Genomic DNA, 23663 nt, shown 5'->3' with positions numbered 1-23663 from the left:
GCCCTCCATGTCCTCCGGTGTCATTCGCCTGCGCGGAGCCCGTCAGCACAATCTCAAAAACCTCGATCTGGACCTGCGCACGGGCGAAATGACCGTCGTGACCGGCCCGTCGGGGTCCGGCAAGTCCAGCCTCGTTTTCGACACGCTCTACGCCGAAGGCCAGCGCCGCTACGTCGAGACTTTCAGCGCCTACGCGCGCCAGTTCCTCGACCGCATGGACCGGCCACAGGTCGAGCACGTCGAAGGCGTGCCGCCCGCCATCGCCATCGACCAGACCAACCCCGTGCGCAGTTCGCGCTCGACGGTCGGCACGATGACGGAACTGAACGATCACCTGAAGCTGCTGTTTGCGCGCGCCGCGCAGCTGTTCGACCGCGAAACCGCGCTTCCGGTGCGCCACGACACGCCGGAAACCATCTACGACGAGCTGCTTTCGCGCACGCGCGAGGGCGATCCGCGCCTGGTGGTGACGTTTCCCGTGGAGCTGCCCGCCAATACGAGCCCCGAAGAAGTCACGCAGTGGCTGTCGGTCAGCGGCTATACGCGCGTGCAGGCCGAACGCGTGGTCGAATCGTCCACGGGCAAGCGCAAGCTGCTGGACGTGGTTGCGGACCGCTTCCGCCTGCAGGGCACAGAGCGTGCCCGCGCGCTGGAGGCCATCGAGTCATCGCTCAAGCGCGGCGGCGGACGCGTCAGCGTGTACGTCTTGCCGGCCGATGAGGGCGCGGAGCCCACGATCTGGCGCTTTTCCACCGGCCTGCACTGCCCCGAAAGCGACCTGCGCTACGCAGACCCGCAGCCGGCGCTCTTCTCGTTCAATTCCGCCTACGGCGCGTGCGATGCCTGCCGCGGTTTCGGCCGCGTGATCGGCGTCGATCTGGGGCTGGTGATTCCGGACGAGCGCAAGACCCTGCGCGACGGCGCCATCAAGCCGATGCAGACGCCGGCCTGGAAGGAATGCCAGGACGACCTGATGCGCTACGCCGCCGCAGCCGACATCCCGCGCGGCACGCCGTGGGCGGAGATGACCGAAGCCCAGCGCAACTGGGTCATCAATGGCGACCCGGCTTTCAAACGCGGCGGCTGGAACAAGCAGTGGTACGGCGTGCGCCGCTTCTTCGACTACCTGGAGTCGAAGGCGTACAAGATGCACATCCGCGTGCTGCTCTCCAAGTACCGCAGCTACACGACCTGCGAAACCTGCGGCGGTGCACGACTGAAAACCGAATCGATGCAATGGCGCCTCGGCACCAAGGAAAACGCCGACGCCGTGCTCGCGCCCGAACACCGCTTCATGCCGCGCGGCGTCGCCTGGAGCCGCGCCCAGCTCGAAGCCTTGCCCGGGCTGACCGTGCACGACCTGATGCTGCTGCCGATCGAGCGCATCCGCCGCTTCTTCGATGAACTGACGCTGCCGTCCACGCTGCTCGACGATGCGCTCAAGCTGCTGCTGGACGAGGTGCGCACGCGCCTGGCCTATCTGTGCGACGTCGGCATCGGCTATCTCACGCTCGACCGCCAGAGCCGCACGCTGTCGGGCGGCGAAGTGCAGCGGATCAACCTGACGACGGCGCTGGGCACATCGCTCGTCAACACGCTGTTCGTGCTGGACGAACCCAGCATCGGCCTGCACCCGCGCGACCTGGATCGGATTGTCCAAGCCATGCAGCGCCTGCGCGACGCCGGCAACACGCTGGTGGTGGTCGAGCACGACCCTTCGGTGATGCTGGCAGCCGACCGCCTGATCGACATGGGCCCCGGCCCCGGAGAGCGCGGCGGCAACATCGTCTTCGACGGCACACCGGCGTCGATCCGCCAGGCGGACACACTCACGGGCGCGTATCTGTCGGGCCAGCGCCGCGTGGCCGATGCGACGGACTGGCAAGCACGGCCCGTCAATGACGCCACGCCGCGCCTGGTGCTGGAAGGCGCGTCGGAACACAACCTGCGCGATGTCACGGTCGAGATTCCGCTGCAGCGCCTGGTGTGCGTGACCGGCGTGTCTGGCTCGGGCAAATCGACGTTGATCCAGGACGTGCTGCACCCCGCGCTGGCGCGGCACTTTGGCAAGGCAACCGAATCGCCCGGCGCATTCCGCGCGTTGCGCGGCGCCGATCAGATCAGCGACGTGGTGTTTGTGGACCAGTCCCCGATCGGCAAGACCGCGCGTTCGAACCCGGCCAGCTACGTTGGCGCGTTCGATGAAATCCGCAAGCTGTTCGCCAAGGCGCCCATGGCGCTGCAGCGCGGCTACACGGCCGGCACGTTCAGCTTCAACTCGGGCGACGGCCGTTGCCCGACCTGCGGCGGCTCGGGCTTCGAGCACGTCGAGATGCAGTTCCTGTCCGACATCTACCTGCGCTGCCCGGATTGCGACGGCACGCGCTATCGCGCCGAAATCCTGGAGGTGAAGCTGCCGCGTGGCGGCCGCGCATTGTCGGTGGCCGATGTGCTGGAACTGACGGTGAGCGAAGCCGCCAGCGTGTTCGCCGATGACGCCGACGTGCTGCGCGTGCTGCAACCGATCGTCGACGTTGGCCTGGAGTACGTAAAGCTCGGCCAGCCCGTGCCGACGCTCTCCGGCGGCGAGGCGCAACGCTTGAAGCTGGCAGGCTTCCTGGCCGAAGCCGCACAGGCCGCCCAGGCGGCGGCCCGCAAGCGCGTGAAGCAGGACGTGCCGGCCAATGCGGGCCGCCTGTTCATGTTCGACGAGCCGACCACCGGCCTCCACTTTGACGACATCGCCAAGCTGATGCGCGCGTTCGGCAAACTGCTCGACGCCGGGCATTCGCTGATCGTGATCGAACACAACCTCGACGTGGTGCGTGCGGCAGATTGGATCATCGACCTCGGCCCTGAAGGCGGCGACGCCGGCGGCCTGCTGGTCTGCGCCGGCACGCCCGCGCAGGTCAAAGACTGCGCTGCATCGCACACCGGCGCCGCGCTCAAGCAATACGAAGCCAGCGTCGGCCAGCCGGAAGCCATCGAAGGCGTGCCGCTGCAGACAGCACTGGCCGACCGTCGCGCCAAGCGTGCTGCGCTGGCGGAAGTCCAGGGCGAAAACGTCGTGCGCATCGTCCACGCACACGAGCACAACCTCAAGGGCCTGAACGTCGATATTCCGCACGGCAAGTTCAACGTGGTGACGGGCGTGTCGGGTTCGGGCAAGTCGACGCTGGCGTTCGACATCCTCTTCCACGAAGGGCAGCGTCGCTATCTTGAATCGCTCAATGCGTATGCACGTTCCATCGTGCAGCCCGCGGGGCGGCCGGAAGTCGATGCCGTGTACGGCATTCCGCCCACCGTGGCCATCGAGCAGCGCCTGTCGCGCGGCGGCCGCAAGAGCACGGTGGCGACGACGTCCGAGGTGTGGCACTTCCTGCGCCTGCTGTATGTGAAGCTGGGCGTGCAGCACTGCATCCACGACGGCACTCCCGTGTCGGCGCAAAGCCCGGAGGCGATCTTTGCACAGCTCATGCGCGACCATCGCGGCCAGCACATCGGCCTGCTCGCGCCGCTGGTCGTGAACCGCAAGGGCGTCTACACCGACTTGGCCAAATGGGCCAAGGCGCGCGGCTATACGCATCTGCGCGTCGATGGCGAATTTCTGAGCGTCGACCCGTGGCCACGCCTCGACCGCTTCCGCGAGCACACGCTGGAACTGCCGGTGGGGGACATCGTTGTCTCGCCGGAAAACGAAGCCGCGCTGCGTACGCTGCTGGAGCAGGCGCTGGAATACGGCAAGGGCATCATGCACGTGCTCGCGCCCCTCGATGGCCTGCAACACGCGATGCACAACGGCGGTACGGCGCATGTCGGCAATGTGAAGGTGTTTTCGACCAAGCGGGCGTGCTCGACCTGCGGCACCAGCTACCCGGAGCTGGATCCGCGCATGTTCTCGTACAACAGCAAGCACGGCTGGTGTCCGAGCTGCGTCGGCACCGGGTTGGCGCTCACGCGCGAGCAGCGTGCCGCGTTTGACGACACCGTCCTGGGCGGTGACGATCGCGGCCGCGAGCAGACGCTGCCGTCGGAGGAAGTCGATCCGGAAGGCATGACCGACCTGCCCTGCCCGGACTGCCACGGCACGCGCCTGAACCCGACGGCGCGCGCGGTGACCTTTGCCGACAAGCCCATCGTCGACATTGCGCAGTGGACGGTCAGCCAGACCCGCCGCTGGGTCGAGGGCCTGGACCTGACCGGGCGCGACGCCGACATCGCCCGCGACGTGGTGGCCGAGATTCACAGCCGCCTGTCGTTTCTGGAGGAAGTCGGCCTGGGCTACCTGAGCCTGGATCGCGCCGCGCCCAGCCTGTCCGGCGGCGAGGCACAGCGCATCCGCCTGGCCGCGCAGCTCGGCAGCAACCTGCAAGGCGTGTGCTACGTGCTGGACGAGCCGACCATCGGCCTGCATCCACGCGACAACCAGATCCTGCTGGACGCATTGCGCAAGCTGGGCGACAAGGGCAACACGCTGGTGGTGGTCGAGCACGATGAAGACACCATCCGCCGCGCCGACCACATCATCGATATCGGCCCGGGCGCCGGCAAGCGCGGCGGCACGCTTGTCGCGCAAGGCGGCGTGGCAGACCTGGCAGCGCAGCCGGATTCGCTGACTGGCCGATTCCTGTCGCAGCCGATCGAGCACCCGCTGCAGCCGCGCCGCCAGGTGATTGCGCCGCGTGCCGGCAATCAAGCCGTGCCGGAACAATGGCTGACGGTGCACGGTGCCAAGCTGCACAACCTGCGCAACGTGACCGCGACGATGCCGCTGTCGCGTCTGGTGGCGATTACGGGGGTGTCAGGCTCGGGCAAATCGACGCTGGCGCGCGATGTGCTGATGACAAACCTGCTCGATGCGGTCGGCCGTTCGGTGCTGTCTTCGCCGGCCACCCGCCGCGCACGCAAGGCCGCGCAGGCTGAGACGCCTGAGGCGAAGATGCCGCGCAAGCTCGACGTCAAACACGACTGGCACGGCTGCGACAGCGTCACCGGCTGGGAAACCATCGACCGCGTGCTGGAAGTCGATCAGACGCCGATCGGCAAGACGCCGCGCTCCTGCCCCGCCACGTACATCGGCGTGTGGGACACCATCCGCAAGCTCTTTGCCGACACGCTCGAGGCGCGCGCACGCGGCTACACCGCGTCGCGCTTCTCGTTCAACACCGGCGACGGCCGCTGCCCTGCCTGTGAAGGCCAGGGCGTGCGCACCATCGCCATGAGCTTCCTGCCCGACGTGAAGGTCGGCTGCGACGTCTGCCACGGCCAGCGCTTCAATGCAGAAACGCTGGCCGTCACCTGGCGCGGCAAGAACATCGGCGATGTGCTGACCATGGAGATCGACGAAGCGGTCGAATTTTTCGGTGCGATGAACAGCATCGCCCACCCGCTGCAGTTGATGAAGGACGTCGGCCTCGGCTACCTGACGCTGGGCCAGCCCTCGCCCACGCTGTCCGGCGGCGAGGCGCAGCGCATCAAGCTTGTCACCGAGTTGTCCAAGGTTCGCGACGACGTGACGCGCCGCGGCCAAAAGGCGCCCCACACGCTGTACGTCTTGGACGAGCCGACCGTGGGCCTGCACATGGCCGACGTGGCCAAGCTGATCCGCGTGCTGCATCGCCTGGCAGACGGCGGCCACAGCGTGATCGTGATCGAGCACGACCTAGACGTGATTGCCGAGGCGGACTGGATTCTCGATCTCGGCCCCGAAGGCGGCGACGAAGGCGGCACGATCGTCGCGGCTTGCGGGCCGGAGGCGTTGACGCGGGTGGCCGCCAGCCATACCGGCGCAGCATTGGTGCCGGTGCTGGCGCGCGGCAAGCAGGTCGATCCGAGCAAGGAAGGCGCGACGGTCTGACGTGGCGCGGCGGTCTTCACCGTGGTGGAGACCGCCGGCGCTGCCCGCCGCGTCGTGTGGCGTCGGCAATTCTTTCGCTTTCCTGAGCAAGCCCGGACAAAAAGCCTGCCCAAGCAGGGTTTGCCCTAAAGAACCGGGCTGCGCTGCCGTCACATTGTGGAGATTGTGAAGAAAGCGTTTGCGCGCGTCCGACCATGGCCACCTCCTCCACGAGCAACAACTACGTTCCGCCGATTTCCATTCCGGGCATCGGGACGAACATCGACGTCAACAACCTTGTTACGAAGCTGATGCAGGCGGAGAGCAAGGGCATGACGCTGCGGCAGACGCAGCAGAAGGCGTTTCAGACGCAGTTGTCGGCGGTCGGCTCGCTCAAAAGCGCGCTGTCGACCTTCCAGACGGCGATGGCGGCCCTGAACAACCCGGACACGTTTACCGGCAACAAGGCCAGCGGACACGACACCTCGATCCTCACGGCCTCGCTGTCCAACACGGCGCCGGCCGGCACGTATCAAGTCAACGTGACGCAGCTTGCGCAGGCGCAGGTACTGTCTGCCGCCGGGCAGACGTCGAGCAAGACGCCCATCGGCGGCGGCACGCCCACCACGCTCACGTTTTCATTCGGCAGCGTCTCGGGCGGCAGCTTTGCCAACGGCAAGTACACCGGCGCCACCTTCACGCAGAACGGCAACCAGGCCGGCGGCTCGATCACCATCGACCCGTCGAACAACACGCTCGCCGGCATCCGCGATGCGATCAACAACGCCAACGTGGGTGTCTCGGCCAGCATCGTCAACGACGGCAGCGATTCGCCCTACCGGCTGGTGCTGACGTCCACCGCGGGCGGCGCCAATTCGGAAATGAAGATTGCCGTCTCGGGCGACTCGACACTGCAATCCTTGCTGAGCCACGATCCGGCCGGCACGCAGAACATGACGGAGGTCGCGACGGGCCGCAACGCCATGGCCACCGTCAACGGCATCAACGTGCAAAGCGCCACCAACACGCTGACGGACGTGGTGGACGGCACCTCGTTCACGCTGGCCAAGACGGGCAGCACAACCGTCACGGTCGGCAGCGACGCCGGCCAGGCCAGCCAGTCGGTCCTCAACTTCGTCAAGGCGTACAACGCGCTGCGCATCCAGCTGAACGCGCTGACCAAGTTCGACACCGCCAACCCGGCCAACAACGGCGCACTGGCCGGCGACGTCAGCACCAAGGCGATGATCAACCAGCTGACCGACGTGCTGGGCCAGGGCATCGGCAACGGCACGTTCCAGTCGCTGGGCAGCATTGGCGTCACGATGGACAAGGAAGGCACGCTGTCGATTGACGATCCCAAACTGACCGCGGCCCTGAAGAAATCGCCCAGCCAGGTAGCGGCCGTGTTTGCCGGCACCGGCATGGCGACGGATTCCTTGCTGAAGGTTTCTGCGTTCTCGACGACCACGCAGGCTGGCAGCTATGCCATCAACGTGACCCAGCTGGCGACGCAGGGTTCGCTCAAGGGCTCGGCGGCCGCCAATACGACCATCCAGAGCGGCGTGAACGACAGCCTGTCGATCACGCTCAGCGGCATCACGACCAACATCCAGGTGCCGGCCGGCAGCTACACCGCGTCGAGCCTGGCTGCCCAGATCCAGAGCCAGATCAACGCCTCGCCCGACCTGCAGAGAGCCAAGGTGGAAGTCGCCATCGGCACCGATGCCAACGGCGTGCTGACGCTGACCGACAAGCAATACGGCTCGGTATCGACGGTGTCGGTGTCAGGGAACGGCGCCGCGTCGCTGCTGGGCGGCAGCCCAACGGCCACGGCCGGACGCGATGTACAAGGCACCATCAACGGCGCCGCCGCCACGGGTTCGGGCCAGAACCTGTACGGCGCCAGCGGTACGGCCGTGGATGGCCTGAGGGTGCAAGTGACGGGCGGTGCATTGGGGGACCGCGGCACCGTCACCGTGCAGCGCGGCTACGCGGCCCAACTGCACACCGTGTCGGGCAACTTGCTGTCGAACAACGGCATGGTGCAGAACGCCAGCGACGCACTCAACAGCTCCATCACCTCGCTCGGCAAGCAGATCGATCTGATGCAGAAGCAGCTCGACGCCAAGCAGGCGCTGTATTACGCGCAGTTCAATGCACTGTCGAAGGTGGTGGCGAGTATGACGAATACGAGCAATTACCTGACGACGCAGTTGGCGATATTGCAGAAGCAGCGGACGGGGGGCTAAAGGCGCCCTGAGTGCGCGTCCGCCGCGGCCATCCGCTTGGTTACTGCTGCGGCTTTCCCCACAACGGATTCTTGCTATCCGATCCCAGCACTTGAGCGAGCACTTCTGCATCGCCATCACGCGCGACTGCGGTGTTCTTGCGTGCTCGGGCGACCTTGGCACGCTTGCCCTGCTTCTTTGCGTGCACGGCCTTCTTGATCCCGCTTTGCGGGGCATTGCCTGATGCCGGGACGGTGAAGGTGTGCTGGGCGCAGATGCCTGCGGTCATCCAGGCGGTGGTGAGGAGGGCTACGGCGAGTTTGTATTGCACTTGCATTTGGCAGAGTCGATTTAAAGGCGTGACGAGGGAAATATTTCGGTTTAAGCAACTTCAAGCTGCTTTTCCGTTTGTACGGCAGCGTACTTTTCTTTTTGATCTCCACCGATGTACAGAACACGAGGGTCAGTGGTTCGCGTGTTATCCGTTGCGAACCCCGCTAATGAGTCATGTACATAGGTGGAAAAAAACTTGTACAGATCCGAGGTTTCAGCCAATACCTTACCGTTGACTACAACTTCCTCGTAAGCCGAGACAATCGCAGCATAGTGCGGGCGCATTCGCTTATTTGGATCTTCCTTGTGCCATTTGTAGATAAGCTCAGCATCCTCAAGCAGCCACTTGTCATATGTTTGCATGTTTTCCAGCAAATCACTGTCATCCGCAGCGGTGTCGAGCCGCGCCTGTGTACGCCTCCACGAGTCATAGGCTTTATCCCTGCGGCTGCTTGCCTCTTGTGCTTTAGCGCGCCAAAACGGCTCTTGATTGCTAAAGCCGGGGCTCTGCTTTGCCGCCGCTGCGGCCTGCTCCGCTGCGTCAACTTCCGCTGCTGCTAGCCGATAGCTCCGCTCTTGTTGGTCCGCTTCTGATTTAAGTCGTGCTCGATCTTTCTTGAACATGCCATCTTCATTGCCCTGAATCGATTTCTGCTCAGTGGTCTTTTTCCCTCGTGTTCGCAACACTGCCGCCGATACACGGTAACGCCAATATTGCCGCATATGCGCGAGAACCGCTTTTCCTAGTGGTAATCCACTTGGAATCGTCCCCATGTAAGTTCGCCATAGGGGGAGCATTTCCTCATATCGCTTTGCCGCCGGGCCGACCAGGGCAAAATCCTCCCGCTGACTTGAAGTCGGTAGCTGACTCAAGCTGTACATCGGTACCCCCGCAGCAATAGCGCGGTTTAGCATGTCTCTCAAAGGTACGATCGGCAAAACAGACGCCTTTCCCTGCTCCCCCTGTCGGTAGCCGCCACCTACGTCGGAGTGAACCCCAGGGAGCACAGCTTCAATCGTTCCTTGTGGATAGGTCAGTCCATCGAGGGCGCTATCGAGGGGAAACGAATTACGCATTTCGTGGCCGGACACCAGATGCGCGCACTTGGAAACAATTTTTGGGATCTGAAGACCATCCGCCCATGCACCGTGGCCGTCAGCCGGACCCGGGGATGGATCTGCCCCCGGCTCGCCAAATGCGAGCGCGCGCAGATTTCGCTCCGCCTCTGCATACGATGCACCCGGTGGCCCAATAAGATCGCGCCAACCCACACCGTTGCGTCGTTTCGTTAGCGTGTTGTTCGCACTCATGGGGAGCCCCACCGACGCAACGGTGTCAAAAATACCGAGAAAAAAAACCTCGATTTGGTAGCCGCCCTTAACAACGCCATTCGAGCTAAAGAGCCTTCCGGGCTTGAGCTTGAAAATTTTGCCCTCACTACTGCAACGAGCCTGTAGGTCACGGCAAAAAGCGCGTGCAGATGCGGCTCCACGGGAAAAGCCAAAGACCGAGATTCCCACCTTGAGGATTTTGTTGCTCGGATTGTTAGCCCGACTTTCCGCCTTACCCAAGATGATCCCGAGTTCAGAAAACGCCCAGTCCAGTCGCTTTTGTCCGAGCGCCCCCATGCCGCGACCGGTCTTCGTGCCACCTGGGTCGCCAATGGCGTTGAAGTAAGTCCCCAGCCCAGGGATGTAGCGGCGATGAACCTGCTTCTCCTCGTCGTCCATGACATGCGCCCGGAACAATCGAGCAACATTGCTGTGCTCTCCAGTAGGAGTATCCGCATCAAGATTGTTGCCCGTGCCATCAAAGAAGAACGAGATGGTGATGCTCTGTTGACAAGGTAGCTTTGGCTCCGCAGATCGATGCGCCAAGCCCGAGGCGGCGTCCAGCGTGGAAGGTGTGGCTGGTAGCACCACCTGAATCGTTGCCGCCGAGTTCAGGGTCGCGGCATCGGCTCCGCTCGCTCGATTCTCAATAGGCTGCTCCAGCGGCGTACATACCCGTGACATCTTCGCGTTACTCATCACCACACCTCGCGTGTTGAGTATCGTTGTTCACATTTCCGTTAGCCTTTCGCAATGCAGGACTATATCGATCCATCATCACGCGGGGTCGCGATGGATAGTCAGTAATTGCCACCTGAATGGTGCCGTCCTGATAAAAGTGCACCTCGAAATAGTTCGCTTCCTTTGGCATAGGACCGGTTAGCAAAACGGTCTGTGTGCACCATGGCCGCTGCCCAATTCCATCGCGCTGCCACTTGATGTCCACCGGAATCGGCAACGGCTTTTCTTGGGGAATCGGTGCACAACACGCGCCGCCGCCATAGCTATAGCTACGTGAAGACACCTCGATGTTGCCGGCCCCTGCCCCATCGACGGAGAAGTTGGTGATTGCGGAGTCCGTGTAGTTGTAGCCGACGATCGTCAGCCCTTTCTTAGTCGTAGGGGTCCGTTCGGGCCCTGTGTAGAGTTGAACGCCGTTGAGTGTTGGCGGAGCAGTTTTCTCCATCCGACGAATCATCTCGCGCTGCGCTTCAGTTGCATTTGGCATGGCATCAGCAATGGAAGCCGCATCACTGCTCTTCTCGCACGCCACCAGCAGACAACCGGCCAATATCGCGATCGCACAGCCAGCGGACCAGACCTTACTCAACGCAACTTTACTCATCATGTTTCTTCCAAATTCCGGACTCGGTCCAGCACCGCACTGAAAGTCAGCTCGCCTGCCTGCACCTGAGGCAGGAGTTCATTCCAAGGGGGTAACACATCGAAGTCGTTGCTCTTGGATAGCGCGATTGTGACGAACGCCGCGAGGTCAGGTATCTCCTTCAGACCCCAGTGGCGTGCACGATATACGAGGTCAACCACGATCGGATAGCGCTGCGGATATGGAATGTCAAAAAGCTGATGCCGGCCGCTGGAAGCAATTAGGTCAATGACCGCATCCGGCTCGGATGCTTCGATCATCGCGTGCTCCTGAGCTACGGAAAGCATAAGAGGCGGAGAAAAAGCATCACTGGCCGTTCGAACCGTACCCCGTGCAGGCACCATTGCCCCTTCTCGGTCCGAGTACCACCAATCGCTGGCGCAGGATAGAAACGAATCAATCTGCGCGGGGCTAAGTACATCGAGCAGCGACATGAAGACGCGTGTATCGAAGTACCGCAACAACATTGCCATACCGTCAGGCAGCAATACCTCGCAGCGTCGCGTCAATGCATCAGTCAGTGCTTGTATATCCGATGGTGTATCGATCCGCGTCAGTGCGCAGGCATAGCAGGCTGCGTCCGCGAGTTCTCGAATGATGGTCCGAATGTGAGTTATGGGATCAACGCGCAGAACAAATGGTGTCGCGCCATCTCGGCAAGCTGCGTCACTCTGCCCAAACAAGGGTCGGCACTCAAACTTTGACAAACTGCTGAAAAGTGCCCGCTGCCCTCTCAAAGCGGCCTGGTTAATCAAAAGATATCGATGCACACCGACAGCTGGAGGCGGTAGGGCGTCAAAAGAAGACCAAAGCGGAGACGGAAGCTGCTGCACGCCAACTACCTCACGGCAAAGGGGGCGCCAGACGCTTGAGCGGCCAGCAAACACTCAACGCAAATACTCTTTGGCATAAGGGGCAATGGGTAACTCGCACTGACAGGCCCCTGAAACTGCCGCTGCGCCGCCTTATACGTAATCGGCCCCGCACACTCCACAGTGATATTCCCACCTTCGAGCGTGATCGACGCCCCGCCAGCCGTGGCGATGCGGATGCGCTTGGCGGCCGCAAAATCCACGTTCATATTGGCCGACACCAGCTTCAGGTCCTGCTTGGCCATCAGCTTGAGCACGTCGTGCTGGGCTTGCACGTCGATGTTGTCTTGCCCTGCGGTGAGCTGCAGGCCGATGTTGTTGTCACCCGCCTTCGACAAACCGGCAGCCACGCCAATCGCCTGGCCGGCGTGCATGCGTGCCTGCTTGCCGACGGCGAGGTTGGTGTCTTGGCCGCTGCCCAGCGCGATGCTTTCGCCGTTGGCGAGCTGCAGGTCTTGCCCCGCCACCATGACGAGGCCCGCTCTGCCTGCGAGGTGGGCGATGGCCTCGCCCTGATGCGGCACCTTGCCTTGCGTGGCGGTGTTGCCGGCGCTGGCGTCCTGCTTGGCGGCGTCGAGCGCCTTGCCATCGACCATGCCGGCAACCGCCTTGGCTTGCTTGGCCAGCGGGGCATCGTCGTTCTTGGCGGTGTCGAGCGCGGCGGTCTGATGCGTGACCGCCCCTTGCCCGAGCGATGACGTCAATTCCTTGGCCTGCTTGATCAACGCAATGCCGGCAGCGTTGTCGCCAGTGGGCACGGCTTTGCCGCTGCTGGCGTCGCGGTAGGTGGTGAGCAGCAGGCCGGCCTGGCCGCGCACGGCGGCGTGGCCATCGGTGCGCAGCTCGAAGCCCTGGCCGCGAAAGCTGCCACGCCGGTTGTCTTGCTGATGGACGAGATGGCCGAGGTTGAGCTGGCTGAATTGCTGCGTGGTGGCGAGTTGCGTGCGCAACTGGCCGTCGCTGTCGTCGAATACGAGGTGGTTGTAACCGCTGCCGCCATGTTCCGCGCTCTTGAAGCCGGTGTGGGCGGCGGCGTTGCGGTGGCCTTCGGCTTCCGCGCCCATGCCGTGCCAGGCGGGGCTGTGACCGCCGGCCAGATTGCCTTGCGCGCTTGCGGCGCTGTCGCTGCCTTGCTTGTAGAGGGCCGTGCCGTCGCTTTGGTCGGATGCGCCCTGCCCGCCCGGCGTGGGCGCGATGCCTGCCTCGCCCTGGCCGTTGTACAGCGAGCCGATCACGACGGGCTGGTCGATGTCGTCTTCGCTGAACTTGACGAGCACTTCCTGCCCGATGCGCGGCAGCCATTGCCAGCCCATGCCCGAGCCGGCCTGCCGCTGTGCGACGCGCACCCAGCGGCTGCTGCGGTCATCGGCGCGCTCGCCTTGTTGCCAGGGAAAGCGCACGCGGATTTCGCCTGCGGGGCTGGCATGATGCTCGCCATCTCCGCCGGCTTGGGTCTGGCCGTCCGGGCCGACCACGATGGCGCTGTGTACGCCCTGCGCGGTGGGTGCCGCGTAGAGACGGCCGCAATCGGGTTCAGTCACGGCCGGGCGCCAGGGCCGGCGTGCGTCGCTGGCGCGGAACAGGCCAGCGTAGCCGTGCGCGCGTGCTGCTTTGAGCAGATCGCCAGTCGGCGTGCTGCGCTCGATGGGGCCTTCTGCTTCTTGGAAACCAAAAACGCCCGGGCCGGATTCCGGTGCGCTGGGCGGCGTATCGAATGCCAGTGCGGCATCGAGGCCGCCCAAACGCTGGCTGAGCGCGTTGTGCGTATCGACGGTCAGGTTGTTGATGCCGCAGTGCTCGACCAGATCCATCAACAGCGGATAGGCGCCTTCCACGTCCTGCGGCAAGTGCGGGCAATCCACCACCTGCAGGCGCGTTCCGCTGCGCAGTGTGCGCACGGTGCCGCGCCCTGAAAACAACAGCGCGCGCGCTTCCAGGCTTTCCATGACCTGCTCGGCAATGCGCTGGGCATTGGCGGAATCCGGTGCGAGCGATGGGCTGATCGACAGATACGCATCCGGGCTGCCCGTGCTGGTGGCGAAGCGCGCAGGGGCGTGGGCGCGAGCGTTCTGCTTGCCTTCCGGGTCCCACGCGGCCACCGCCACGCCGCCCACCGTCGTGCGGCTGTGGCAGGCGAGTTGCTGGATGGCGTCGCGCTCTTCCAGGCTGTGCGCGCGGTGGAAACGGATACCGCCCGCCGCAGCCGATTCCACATCTTCCGGCAGCTGCGTGCTGTCGGCAAAAATCACCAGCGTGTGGCCGCCGTGCGCCTGGTCGTCTTCCACCGTGGTGAAGCCGAGCCCCGCTTCGGCCAGCAGCCGCGTGACGAAGTGGTAGTCGGTCTCGCGAAACTGGGCGATGTGCGGGCGTGTACCGAAATCGCTCATGCGTGCTTCGGCACCGGCCGCGTAGCGCCACGAGGCGTACGGCTCGTACGGCGACAGCATCTGCTCAATGATGTCGGCAAGTGGCCGATTCTGGAACACCTGGCTGTGGCGCTGCTGCGTGGTCAGCCAGAACCATGGCACCACCGTCAGGCGATAGCGCGTGAGGCTGCCGTCTGCGCCGAGTTTTTCGGCCAGGCGAATCAGGCCCGTGCGCTTGGTCTGCGTGCCATCGGCCAGCGTCGTGACAAGCGTGACCCGCTGGCCCAGCAATGATTTGAGTGCGATGCGCGCATTGGCGCTCACGGCCACCACGCGCCACTCAAACAGCTCGGACAGCGCCTCGCGACCAAGCCAGGCTTCCACCGCAAGGTCCGCAAGCGGCCCTTCGCCTTCAAGCGTGTAGAGGCGGCGCGTGGGTGCGAAGAGGTTCTGAAGAAGGGTCGTGGCGTCCATTCGCTGTCCGGTGCTGCAACGCGTGGCGTATCACGGACGATTTTCGTGAGACCAGCGCGGGCATTTACGAGGCAGCGCAATGTCGGACATCGCACTTGCCTCCGCTCAATTACCGGGTTGTAAAAACACCAACCCAGCAGTCAAGCAGCTATTGCCCTTTGTAATTGGGTGAATTGGCGGCCTTATTGGCAGCATTCTGCGGCGCAAGCAATGCGGCCAGCAGATCGGCATCAGGATCATCGGGTGCCAATGTGCCTTTTCGGTTCTTGGCAGTTTTGGCGGTGGATTGCGCCTTGGGCTTGGTTGGCTGCTGCAACGCCTTAAATGGCGTGTTGGTCGATTTGGCGACGAGCTTGGCAGTTGCCGTCTTGCCTTCCTCGGTATCAGTCGTGGTGCTGCCGGACTTTGCCGCCACGGCATGCGCGGCGGGCGTTGCGTCATGCGCGTCTTTGGCGGACACGCTGGCAACCGGCGTCTTCTCGCTTTTATCGCCCTTCTCGTTTGCGTGGTCTTCGCCCGGCGCGACGTTGACGATGGTGGCGGCCTGCGCTTCTGCCACAGGCTCGCTTGCGGAGGCAACCGGCGCCGCAGCGGCCGTGTGAGCGGCTTCGGCGGCTGCAGTTTGCGTGGACGCGGGCGCTTGCGCGGCTGCAGGCGTGGCCTGTTCTGCCACCTGCGCGGGCGCAGATTCGCCGCTCGGATTCAGCAGGACCCATGCGCCGATACCGGCGGCCAGCACGACAACCGCCGCCGCAACGCCATAGCGCCGCCCCGACTTTTTCGGTGCCTTGCCGTTGGCCGCAACGCGGCCCTCCAGGCTCGCAAGAATGCGCGTATGCCCGGCCTCATCGGTCTCGGATTCAGAATTGAAGAGCGTTGGAGGCCCTTCTTGTTTCAAATCGCCGTTATTACTCATCACGGGTCCAGAATTGAAATAGAATGCGCGGCGAACGTATGGATTACAAACAAGCGCCGATTCCGGTGGTGGCTGCTGATTCTAAGTCTGGCCTTGCTGAAAGACAAATGATTGGCGCAGGTAGCGGTATTTTCTTTATCGTTTCTTAATATTTCTGTGTAGCGGGCGCTGGATTATTACCGTTTATTAATAATTTAGCGTTGTAAATACAGATATAAATCTGGATGAATTGACGTAGGCGCGCACGCTCCGCAGGTCGGTATGGTTTTTGTCGCTCTGGTTCTCTACTTCGTTGCCATGGTGGTGGTGGCTGCCGTGCTGCTGCTGCCGTCGGTACGGCAGCGCTGCGCGGCGTTGCTGCGTGCGCAGTGGCAGCGCTTGAGCACGGGGGCTGCGGTGGTGGGCGCGCGCTCCGCAGGGTCGTTGCGCGAGTCGGTGGACAGCGCAACGTCCGGGGTGTCGGCGTTCAAGCAGTTCGTGGTGCGGCGGCGGATGCTGCTGCTCGGCGCGCTCGGCGTGCTTTCGGTGCCGCCCATGCTGGCACTGGCGCTGCGCGAGCAGCAGTCGTTCGAGTTCGATGACGACCAGGTGCGCGAGCCGGATCCGCACATCTCGGCATTGCTCAACGGTGAACGGCTGATCCCGCCGCCGCCCCTGCCGCCCGAGGTGTTCACCACGCGTGAAGTCGAGCAGATCCGCCCGGCCATCCGCGATGCGAGCCGCGACTGGAACCTGCTCGACGCGGATTTCCGTCAGCGCCTGCTGCTCGTCTACAAGATCATGCGCGACGAACACGGTTACGAGATGGCGCTGCTCGAAGGCTACCGAAGCCCCGAGCGGCAAGTGAAGCTGGCGGCGATGGGCAGCAATGTCACGCAGGCCACGGCGTTCCAGAGCTATCACCAGTACGGCCTGGCGGCAGACAGCGCTTTCTTCCGCGAGGGCAAGCTGGTCATCAGCGAGAAAGACCCGTGGGCCATGCGCGGCTACGAGCTGTACGGCCAGACAGCGGAATCGGTCGGCCTCGTGTGGGGCGGCCGCTGGAAGATGATGGATCTGGGCCACGTCGAGCTGCGCCGCAAAGGCGTGCTCGGCAAGCAGCCCGCACCAAGGCAATGACGAAAGGACACATGGGGAGCATGCAATGACACGGCCCTTCATCCTGCTGGGTGACAAGACGGACCACGGCGGCGTGGTGATCACCGCGTCGGGCAACACAAGCACGGGCGGCAAGGGCATTGCCTGCGTGGGGGACAAGGTGACGTGCCCGAAGAACGGCCACGGCGGTACGACCGTCATCGTGACGGGCGACCCGAACGTCATCATCGACGGCAAGCAGGCGGCGCGCCACGGCGACAAAACCGCCTGCGGCGCCACGCTCCTGTCCAGCCAGGGCAACACCGGCAGCATCTGAACGCGCACGACATGGTTGCAAGACTCTTCCGGTCCGGGCTGACGCTGCTCGCTGTCTTCGTGGTGGTGTGGATTGCCGTCATCGTGTGGTGGCAGTCCGCCAACCGCATGCCGACCACCGGCGACATCCTGACCTACCTGCTGTTGCTGCCGGTCGGCATGATCGTCGGCTATTGGGTCATCAAGCGCGCGCTGGACGGCATTCGCTCCAATGTGGTCGCGGGCCGCGAGCTGGCGGCGGCCACGCCGGCCGCAACAGGCACCGATGCCAAAACCGCCGACCCGCAAGACGCCACACGCCAATGGCGCGCCGTGCTGCTCGCCAGCGCCCTGCGTGCGCCGGCCGGCGGCGATGCCGCTTCAGTGGTGGAGGCCGTGCAGGCCAATACGCAACCCGGGTTGACCGACGTGCAAGGCTTTGGCCAGCCGATCTTTGCTGCGCAAGTGGAAGGCATCGACATCGAAGACCTGCGTGCAGAACTGGCAGAGCAACATCCCGATGTCGACTGGCTGGATGAACGCCTGCGCGCCCTGTCACTGGCCGGCCAGGTGGCCGAAGAACTCGCGGCACACGCCGTTGCGCAAGCCCCGGAAACAACCGAGCCGGATACCACGCGGCTGATCATCACCGCACTCCTCCCGCGCGAGTGGACGCCGCAGCATCAAGCCGCCGCCGATGGCTGGCTGCGCCGCCGCATCGCGTTGATCTGGCCGGCAGACCGTTTGACGCTGGAGCCCATCACCGCCAAGGGCGATGCCGATGCGCTGCTGTTGCTCGATCGCGCCACGCAAGGCGTCAACCGCGCCAGCGACGAGCGCGTGCTGCGCATGGTGGTGGTGGCGGATTCGCTGGTGGGCCCCAGCGCGGTCGAACAACTGATGCAGCACGAGCAGTTGTTCGAAGCCAATCGGCAGCATGGCCGCGTGCCGGGCGAAGCCGCTGCGGGCGTGCTGCTGTGCGCGCCGACGATGGCGAAGAGCCTGCTGCCACCTGCGCTGGACGGCGACGCCGCGGCAACGGAGGCGTTCACGATCACGCGCGCCGGCGTGGCGCGGCTGGAATCGCCGACGCCCGATCGCGGCCAGCCGCAATTGCAGGCGCTGGGCGACGCCGTGGGCCACGTACTCGACACCTTGGCCGCCGCACCGGTCAAGGTCAAGCAGGACGCAGCACCCGCCGAGAAGGCCGAAACCGCCGAGGGCAACTCAGCTGCCGAACCCATCACCGTGGCCGGCGTCGTTTCAGACACCGGCATGCACCCCGTACGCACCGTCGAGGTGGCTCGCGTGTTTTCCGAACGTTTCCCCGCACTGGACCTTGCCGCAGATCTGCTGCCCGTCGGCACGCCGTGCGGCTATGTGGGCGCTGCAGGCCCGCTGCTATCGGTGGTGGTGGCGCACCAGTTGAGCCAGCAGACCGGCAAGCCGGTGCTGGCCATTACCGCCAACGACATCCAGCAGCGCGGCGCCATCGCGGTGGTGCCCAGCCTGACCTGACCTTGTTCCAGATTTCGATTTTGATTTCGATTCCGATTCCGTCTGTTCCCGAGCCGAAGGCAACATGCAACGCTTCCTGAACTTCCTGACCAACTCACGCACGCTATCGATTCTTGGCGTGATCGTGCTGACCATCTTCCTGCTGCTGATGGCGCAGACCTTCGAGGTTGGCCTGGTCTGGGTCGGCATCGCGCTGGGTGTGCTGCTCGCGCTGTGGCTGCTGACGTATCTCTGGAAGCGCTGGCGCGCGCGTCAGGCCAGCAACAAGCTGGAGGGCGTGCTGGAACAGGCCGCTGCCGACAAGACCGCCACGCCAGACAAGCGCGAAGAAGTGGAAGCCCTGCGCGTGCGCCTGGCAGAAGCCGTCAAGACCATCAAGCGCTCCAAGCTCGGGCAGATGTCGGGCAGCGCAGCGCTGTACGAGCTGCCCTGGTACATCGTGATCGGCAACCCGGCGGCGGGCAAGAGCACGGCCGTGCTCAATTCCGGCCTGCAGTTTCCGTTTGCCGACAAGGGCGGCGCGGTCATTCAGGGCATCGGCGGCACGCGTAACTGCGACTGGTTCTTCACCACCGAAGGCATCCTGCTCGACACGGCCGGCCGTTACTCCGTGCACGAAGAAGACCGCCGCGAGTGGCTGGGCTTCCTCGACCTGCTCAAGCGCTATCGCCCCAAGGCGCCCATCAACGGCATCGTCGTGACGGTGAGCGTGTCCGAACTCACGCAAAACCGCCCCGAATTCGCCATCAACCTGGCCAAGAACCTGCGCCAGCGCGTGCAGGAACTGACCGAACGCCTGGAAGTATTTGCCCCGGTGTACGTGATGTTCACAAAGGCCGACCTGATCACCGGCTTTACCGAGTTCTTTGGCGACAGCGAGAAGCAGGAGCGCGACCGCGTCTGGGGCGCCACCCTGCCCTTCGAGCCCGATTCGAAGCCCGACGTGGCCGCCGTGTTCGACCAGCGCTTTGACGAGCTGTGCGATGGGCTGAAGGAGATCAGCGTGGCGCAGATCGCGCTGCACCGGAACAACAAGCTCTCGCCGGGGCTGCTGAGCTTCCCGCTGGAATTTGCGTCGATCAAGCCGACGCTGCGTGCGTTCCTGATGACGCTGTTCGATGAGAACCCGTTCCAGTACAAGCCAGTATTCCGCGGCTTCTACTTCACCAGCGCGCTGCAGGAAGGCGCCACCAACAGCGTGTCGGCCGAGCGCATTGCGCGCCGCTTTGGCCTGTCGACCGACGGCGCCGCACGCACGCGAGAGGTGTTCTCCAAGAACGGCTTCTTCCTGCGCGACCTGTTCTCGAAGGTGATCTTTGCCGACAAGCAGACCGTGCGGCAATTCGCCAGCCCCGCCAAGACGCGCCTGCGCATCGCTACGTTCTTTGCGCTGGTGCTGGCACTGGGCGTGATGCTCGGCGGCTGGACGTGGTCGTACATGGGCAACCGCACGCTGACGGCCAACGTGCAGGCTGACCTCGACAAGATCGTGAAGATGCAGCAGAACCGGGTGGACCTGCAGGCCCGCCTGGAGGCGCTCGACATCCTGCAAGACAGGATTGAACAGCTCGACCGGTATCGCAACGACCATCCGCTCGCGCTGTCGCTGGGCCTGTATCAGGGCGACACGTTGCAGCACAAGCTGCTCGACGAGTACTACAACGGCCTGCGCCAGGTCATGCTCAAGCCGGTCGGCGGCGCGATCGAAACCTTCCTCGCAGAGGTCAACGCGCATCCGGATCAGCTCGCCCCGATGGTGCGTCCGCCGGAAACCGGCGCGGTGATGACCACGTCCGTGACGACGGCTACCGCCACCGTGGGCGGCGCGTCCGGTGCCTCGGGTGCAGCGGCCAACGCGCCTGCCGCGCCAAACCAGGCCACGGCGTCGACCGGTGCCAAGCGCTACACCGATGCCTCGCCCACCAACGTGGAAGACGGCTACAACGCGCTCAAGACCTACCTGATGCTGTCGGACAAGCGCCACGTGGAAGTCGCGCACCTGACCGATCAAGTGACGCGCTTCTGGCGCGGCTGGCTGGAAGACAACCGGGGCAACATGCCGCGCGAGCAGATGATCCGCTCGGCGGAGCGCAACCTGTCGTTCTTCCTGGCCCGCGTGAACGACGACAACTGGCCGCTGCTGGAAGGCAACCTCTCGCTGATCGACCAGACGCGTGAGAACCTGCGCCGCGTGGTGCGCGGCATGCCCGCACGCGAACGCGCGTATGCGGAGATCAAGGCCCGCGCCTCCACGCGCTACGCCCCGATGACCGTCGCACGCATCGTCGGCGATACCGGGGCCGGCCTGGTTGCGGGCAGCTACGCCGTGCCCGGCACGTTCACCAAGGAAGCGTGGCTGGGCTACGTGCAGCCCGCCATCAAGGAAGCCGCCAACAAGGAACTGCAGACCAAGGACTGGGTGCTGAACGTTGCCGCGCGTGACGACCTCACGCTGGAAGGCAGCCCGGAGCAGATCCAGAAGGCACTGGTCACGATGTACAAGACCGAATACGCGCGCGAATGGCAACGCTTCATGCAGGGCGTGGCGATCCAGGATTTCACCAGCTTCGATCAGGCCGTCACCGGCATGAACCTGCTGGGCGACCCGACCAACTCGCCGATCCGCAAGGTGCTCGACACCGCGTATGACCAGACGTCGTGGGACAACCCGTCGATGTTCAACGCCGGCCTGAAGCAGGCCAAGACCGGCGTGCTCGGCTGGTTCAAGCAACTGTTCGCACGCCAGACGCCGGCGCAGGTGAACGTCAACCTGGAGGTGGGCGGCAATGCCGATGCCGGCGCCATTCCGATGGGCCCGGTGGGCAAGGAGTTCTCGGGGCTGGCACGCGTGGTCGTCATGCGCGACGACAAGTCGCTGCTGCGCGGCTACATGGATTCGCTCTCCAAGGTGCGCACGCGCTTCAACCAGATCAAGAACCAGGGCGACCCGGGCCCGGGTGCGCGCCAGTTGATGCAGCAGACACTGGACGGCAACGGCTCCGAACTGGCCGACACGCTCAAGTACGTCGATGAGCAGATGCTGACCGGCATGACCGATAGCGAGCGCGCGACGCTGCGTCCGCTGCTGGTGCGCCCGCTGCTGCAGTCGTACGCAGTGGCGATCCGCCCGGCCACGACGGAAGTCAACAAGGTCTGGAACGCGCAGGTGTATCAGCCGTTCGCCACCACGCTGGCAGACAAGTACCCGTTTGCGCCCAACGCCAAGATCGAGGCCAGCGCGGCTGAGATCGGCCAGGTGTTCGGCCCGGACGGCGCGATCGCGAAGTTCGCCAGCACGACGATCGGTCCTCTGTCGGTGCGGCGTGGCGACATGATCGCCTCCCGCACGTGGGGCGACCTGGGCATCGCGTTTGTGCCCGAGTTCACCACGGGCTTCACACGTTGGATCGCACCGCTCACGGGTGGTGCCGCCGGTGGTGCTGGCGGTGCCGCAGCCGCGGCGCCGCAGACGGTGTTCCAGATCCTGCCGGTGCCATCGCAGGGCGCTACCGAATACACGATCGAGATCGACGGGCAGCAACTGCGCTATCGCAACACGCCGCCGCAGTGGGCCAACTTCGTGTGGCCGAATCCGCAGGGCACCCCGGGCGCCCGCGTGACGGCCACCACGTTTGACGGCCGAACGGTGGAGCTGCTCAACGAGCCGGGCCGCTTCGGCCTGGAACGCCTGATTGCGACGGCACAACGCAAGCGGCGTCCGGACGGCGCATTCGACCTGTCGTGGACGAAGGACAACCTGACGGTATCGATCAGCCTGCGCATCATCAGCAGCCCGCAAGCCGGCGGCACGACGGCATCGGATTCGCCGCAGGGCCAAGGCCTGCGCGGCTTGCGTCTGCCGACGTCGATTGCCGATGCATCGGCGCCGCAGAACACCCTGACGCCGCCCGCCCCGGCGGCGCCCGCAGGCACGCCGCCTGCGGCGCAAGCGGCCGTGTCCACGCAGGCCGCACGCCACAACATCACGGAAGAGCAAGGAGGGACGGCGCAATGAGCCAGACCCAGTTGCAGCTTTCGTATTTCGGCAAGCTTCCGTCGCGCGGCGATTTCGTCAAAAGCGCCAACAACGTCCAATTGCTCGACACGCTGGACCGCTGGCTGGCGCAAGGCATGGAATTGCTGGCCGAAGCCCCGGACTGGAAGACGACCTACGACAGTTGGAAGCCGGTGCAGTTTGCGTTTCTCGGCTCGCAGAGCAAGCTCGCCATTGCGGGCACGCTCATGGCCAGCAGCGATCTGTCGTCGCGCCGGTTTCCGTTCCTGACGGCGGCGGCCATGGAGGTCGAGCGCCCGATCAACTTCATCGCGCGCAGCCCGATTGCGCTCGCCCGCCTGTGGACGCGCGCCGGCCAGCAGATGCTCTCGCTCGGCACCGCCACCGACGCCACTGAAGGCCTGCGCCTGCTGGCCGAAGGGCAGCACGGTGTGGAGACCGGCACCGGCGGCACCAGCACGCAGTCGCACGACGCCAGTTTTTCGGATTTCATCGACTTCCAGACCGTTGCCGGCCTTGAGCAGATGCTGCGCGCTGAGGGCCACAACATCCGTCTGCGCCGCACCCTGCTCGCGCTTGGCACGCTGCTGCAACCCGTGATGGCCAATGGCTCGTCGCGGCTTGAGAAAGGGCTCACGCTGCCGCTGCCGGCAGACCCGCTCTATCGCAGCCTGGTCGCGAGTTTCTGGCTGGAGCTGGTGTCGCGCTTCCTGCAGCGGGCGGACTTCGAGCTGTCGCTGTTCCTGGGCGATATCAATGGCGCAGAGCGACTCGTCATCGGCTTCAATGGCGCTTCGTCACGCACGCTGCACAGCGTCATGTCGCCGCTGGCGTATGCCGAACAGAACATCAACATCGACGATCCGGAATGGGTCGACCAGCACGTCAGCGGAGAGTACGGCTTGGCCAAGTTCGTGAGCTACCTGGATCAACCGCAGCTGTCGCTGCGCGTGGCCGTCGATACCTTCCGCGAAGTCTTCATCGGAGAATGAAC

General features: G+C 64.4%; 13 protein-coding genes and 1 pseudogene. 7 read left to right on the top strand and 7 right to left on the bottom strand.

The window, feature by feature from the left end; translation table 11 throughout:
* Nucleotides 1-7: 7 nt before the first annotated feature.
* Nucleotides 8-5857 (top strand): excinuclease ABC subunit UvrA, encoded by a 5850-nt coding sequence (uvrA, locus tag R2676_RS24045; protein ID WP_206274405.1) that lies wholly within the window; start codon nt 8-10, stop codon nt 5855-5857.
* Between the two features lie 194 nt (nt 5858-6051).
* Nucleotides 6052-8088: a flagellar filament capping protein FliD gene (gene fliD / locus R2676_RS24040; protein ID WP_206274404.1), complete on the top strand. Its 2037-nt coding sequence runs from the start codon at nt 6052-6054 to the stop codon at nt 8086-8088.
* A 40-nt stretch (nt 8089-8128) separates the two neighbouring features.
* On the opposite strand, the gene R2676_RS24035 is transcribed toward fliD, so the two are convergent.
* The 7 genes and pseudogenes from R2676_RS24035 to R2676_RS24010 all read right to left on the bottom strand — a co-directional run bounded on the left by R2676_RS24035 (nt 8129) and on the right by R2676_RS24010 (nt 15744).
* The gene (locus R2676_RS24035; protein ID WP_206274403.1) at nt 8129-8404 is read right to left on the bottom strand and encodes a hypothetical protein; all 276 of its coding nucleotides are present in this window, start codon (nt 8402-8404) and stop codon (nt 8129-8131) included.
* A 44-nt stretch (nt 8405-8448) separates the two neighbouring features.
* Nucleotides 8449-10431 (bottom strand): T6SS phospholipase effector Tle1-like catalytic domain-containing protein, encoded by a 1983-nt coding sequence (locus tag R2676_RS24030; RefSeq protein WP_206274402.1) that lies wholly within the window; start codon nt 10429-10431, stop codon nt 8449-8451.
* Nucleotides 10424-11080 carry a DUF3304 domain-containing protein gene (locus R2676_RS24025; protein WP_206274401.1) on the bottom strand — a complete coding sequence of 219 codons (657 nt, stop codon included), beginning with the start codon at nt 11078-11080 and terminating at the stop codon, nt 10424-10426. Before R2676_RS24025 ends, R2676_RS24030 begins: the two co-directional genes overlap by 8 nt.
* Nucleotides 11077-11376: a hypothetical protein gene (locus tag R2676_RS24020; RefSeq protein WP_316857629.1), complete on the bottom strand. Its 300-nt coding sequence runs from the start codon at nt 11374-11376 to the stop codon at nt 11077-11079. Before R2676_RS24020 ends, R2676_RS24025 begins: the two co-directional genes overlap by 4 nt.
* A gap of 150 nt (nt 11377-11526) precedes the next feature.
* Nucleotides 11527-11886: pseudogene (locus R2676_RS26230) on the bottom strand (DUF4123 domain-containing protein); the annotation flags it as partial.
* A 68-nt stretch (nt 11887-11954) separates the two neighbouring features.
* Nucleotides 11955-14828 (bottom strand): type VI secretion system Vgr family protein, encoded by a 2874-nt coding sequence (locus R2676_RS24015; protein ID WP_206274399.1) that lies wholly within the window; start codon nt 14826-14828, stop codon nt 11955-11957.
* Nucleotides 14829-14976: 148 nt separating this feature from the next.
* Entirely contained in the window at nt 14977-15744 is a 768-nt protein-coding gene (locus R2676_RS24010) for a hypothetical protein (RefSeq protein WP_206274398.1), read from the bottom strand.
* A gap of 261 nt (nt 15745-16005) precedes the next feature.
* Between R2676_RS24010 and R2676_RS24005 the strand changes: the two genes are divergently transcribed.
* The 5 genes from R2676_RS24005 (at nt 16006) to tagF (ending at nt 23661) form a co-directional block, all read left to right on the top strand.
* Nucleotides 16006-16863 (top strand): M15 family metallopeptidase, encoded by an 858-nt coding sequence (locus R2676_RS24005; protein ID WP_206274397.1) that lies wholly within the window; start codon nt 16006-16008, stop codon nt 16861-16863.
* A 25-nt stretch (nt 16864-16888) separates the two neighbouring features.
* Nucleotides 16889-17158, top strand: a complete 270-nt coding sequence (locus R2676_RS24000) for a PAAR domain-containing protein (RefSeq protein ID WP_092975286.1) — start codon at nt 16889-16891, stop codon at nt 17156-17158.
* A gap of 11 nt (nt 17159-17169) precedes the next feature.
* Nucleotides 17170-18654 (top strand): hypothetical protein, encoded by a 1485-nt coding sequence (locus R2676_RS23995; RefSeq protein ID WP_206274396.1) that lies wholly within the window; start codon nt 17170-17172, stop codon nt 18652-18654.
* A 64-nt stretch (nt 18655-18718) separates the two neighbouring features.
* Nucleotides 18719-22669: a type VI secretion system membrane subunit TssM gene (tssM, locus tag R2676_RS23990; protein WP_206274395.1), complete on the top strand. Its 3951-nt coding sequence runs from the start codon at nt 18719-18721 to the stop codon at nt 22667-22669.
* Nucleotides 22666-23661 carry a type VI secretion system-associated protein TagF gene (gene tagF, locus R2676_RS23985; protein WP_027678940.1) on the top strand — a complete coding sequence of 332 codons (996 nt, stop codon included), beginning with the start codon at nt 22666-22668 and terminating at the stop codon, nt 23659-23661. The genes tssM and tagF overlap by 4 nt, the downstream gene beginning before the upstream one ends.
* The last annotated feature ends 2 nt before the right edge of the window (nt 23662-23663 follow it).

This window comes from Ralstonia flatus, from assembly GCF_958439105.1.
GTDB classification, from domain to species: Bacteria; Pseudomonadota; Gammaproteobacteria; order Burkholderiales; family Burkholderiaceae; genus Ralstonia; species Ralstonia flatus.
The sequence above is the reverse complement of the archived record's forward strand: the minus strand, read 5'-3'. Positions and strand labels throughout refer to the sequence as shown.

Bases quoted from the DNA above. Each gene is read 5' to 3' on its own strand.
- R2676_RS24000 (WP_092975286.1), top strand. From the start codon at position 16,889: ATGACACGGCCCTTCATCCTGCTGGGTGACAAGACGGACCACGGCGGC.
- R2676_RS24010 (WP_206274398.1), bottom strand. From the start codon at position 15,744: ATGAGTAATAACGGCGATTTGAAACAAGAAGGGCCTCCAACGCTCTTC.
- uvrA (WP_206274405.1), top strand. From the start codon at position 8: ATGTCCTCCGGTGTCATTCGCCTGCGCGGAGCCCGTCAGCACAATCTC.
- R2676_RS24005 (WP_206274397.1), top strand. From the start codon at position 16,006: ATGGTTTTTGTCGCTCTGGTTCTCTACTTCGTTGCCATGGTGGTGGTG.
- R2676_RS24025 (WP_206274401.1), bottom strand. From the start codon at position 11,080: ATGATGAGTAAAGTTGCGTTGAGTAAGGTCTGGTCCGCTGGCTGTGCG.
- R2676_RS24035 (WP_206274403.1), bottom strand. From the start codon at position 8,404: ATGCAAGTGCAATACAAACTCGCCGTAGCCCTCCTCACCACCGCCTGG.
- tagF (WP_027678940.1), top strand. From the start codon at position 22,666: ATGAGCCAGACCCAGTTGCAGCTTTCGTATTTCGGCAAGCTTCCGTCG.
- fliD (WP_206274404.1), top strand. From the start codon at position 6,052: ATGGCCACCTCCTCCACGAGCAACAACTACGTTCCGCCGATTTCCATT.
- R2676_RS24030 (WP_206274402.1), bottom strand. From the start codon at position 10,431: ATGAGTAACGCGAAGATGTCACGGGTATGTACGCCGCTGGAGCAGCCT.
- R2676_RS23995 (WP_206274396.1), top strand. From the start codon at position 17,170: ATGGTTGCAAGACTCTTCCGGTCCGGGCTGACGCTGCTCGCTGTCTTC.
- R2676_RS24015 (WP_206274399.1), bottom strand. From the start codon at position 14,828: ATGGACGCCACGACCCTTCTTCAGAACCTCTTCGCACCCACGCGCCGC.
- R2676_RS24020 (WP_316857629.1), bottom strand. From the start codon at position 11,376: ATGATCGAAGCATCCGAGCCGGATGCGGTCATTGACCTAATTGCTTCC.
- tssM (WP_206274395.1), top strand. From the start codon at position 18,719: ATGCAACGCTTCCTGAACTTCCTGACCAACTCACGCACGCTATCGATT.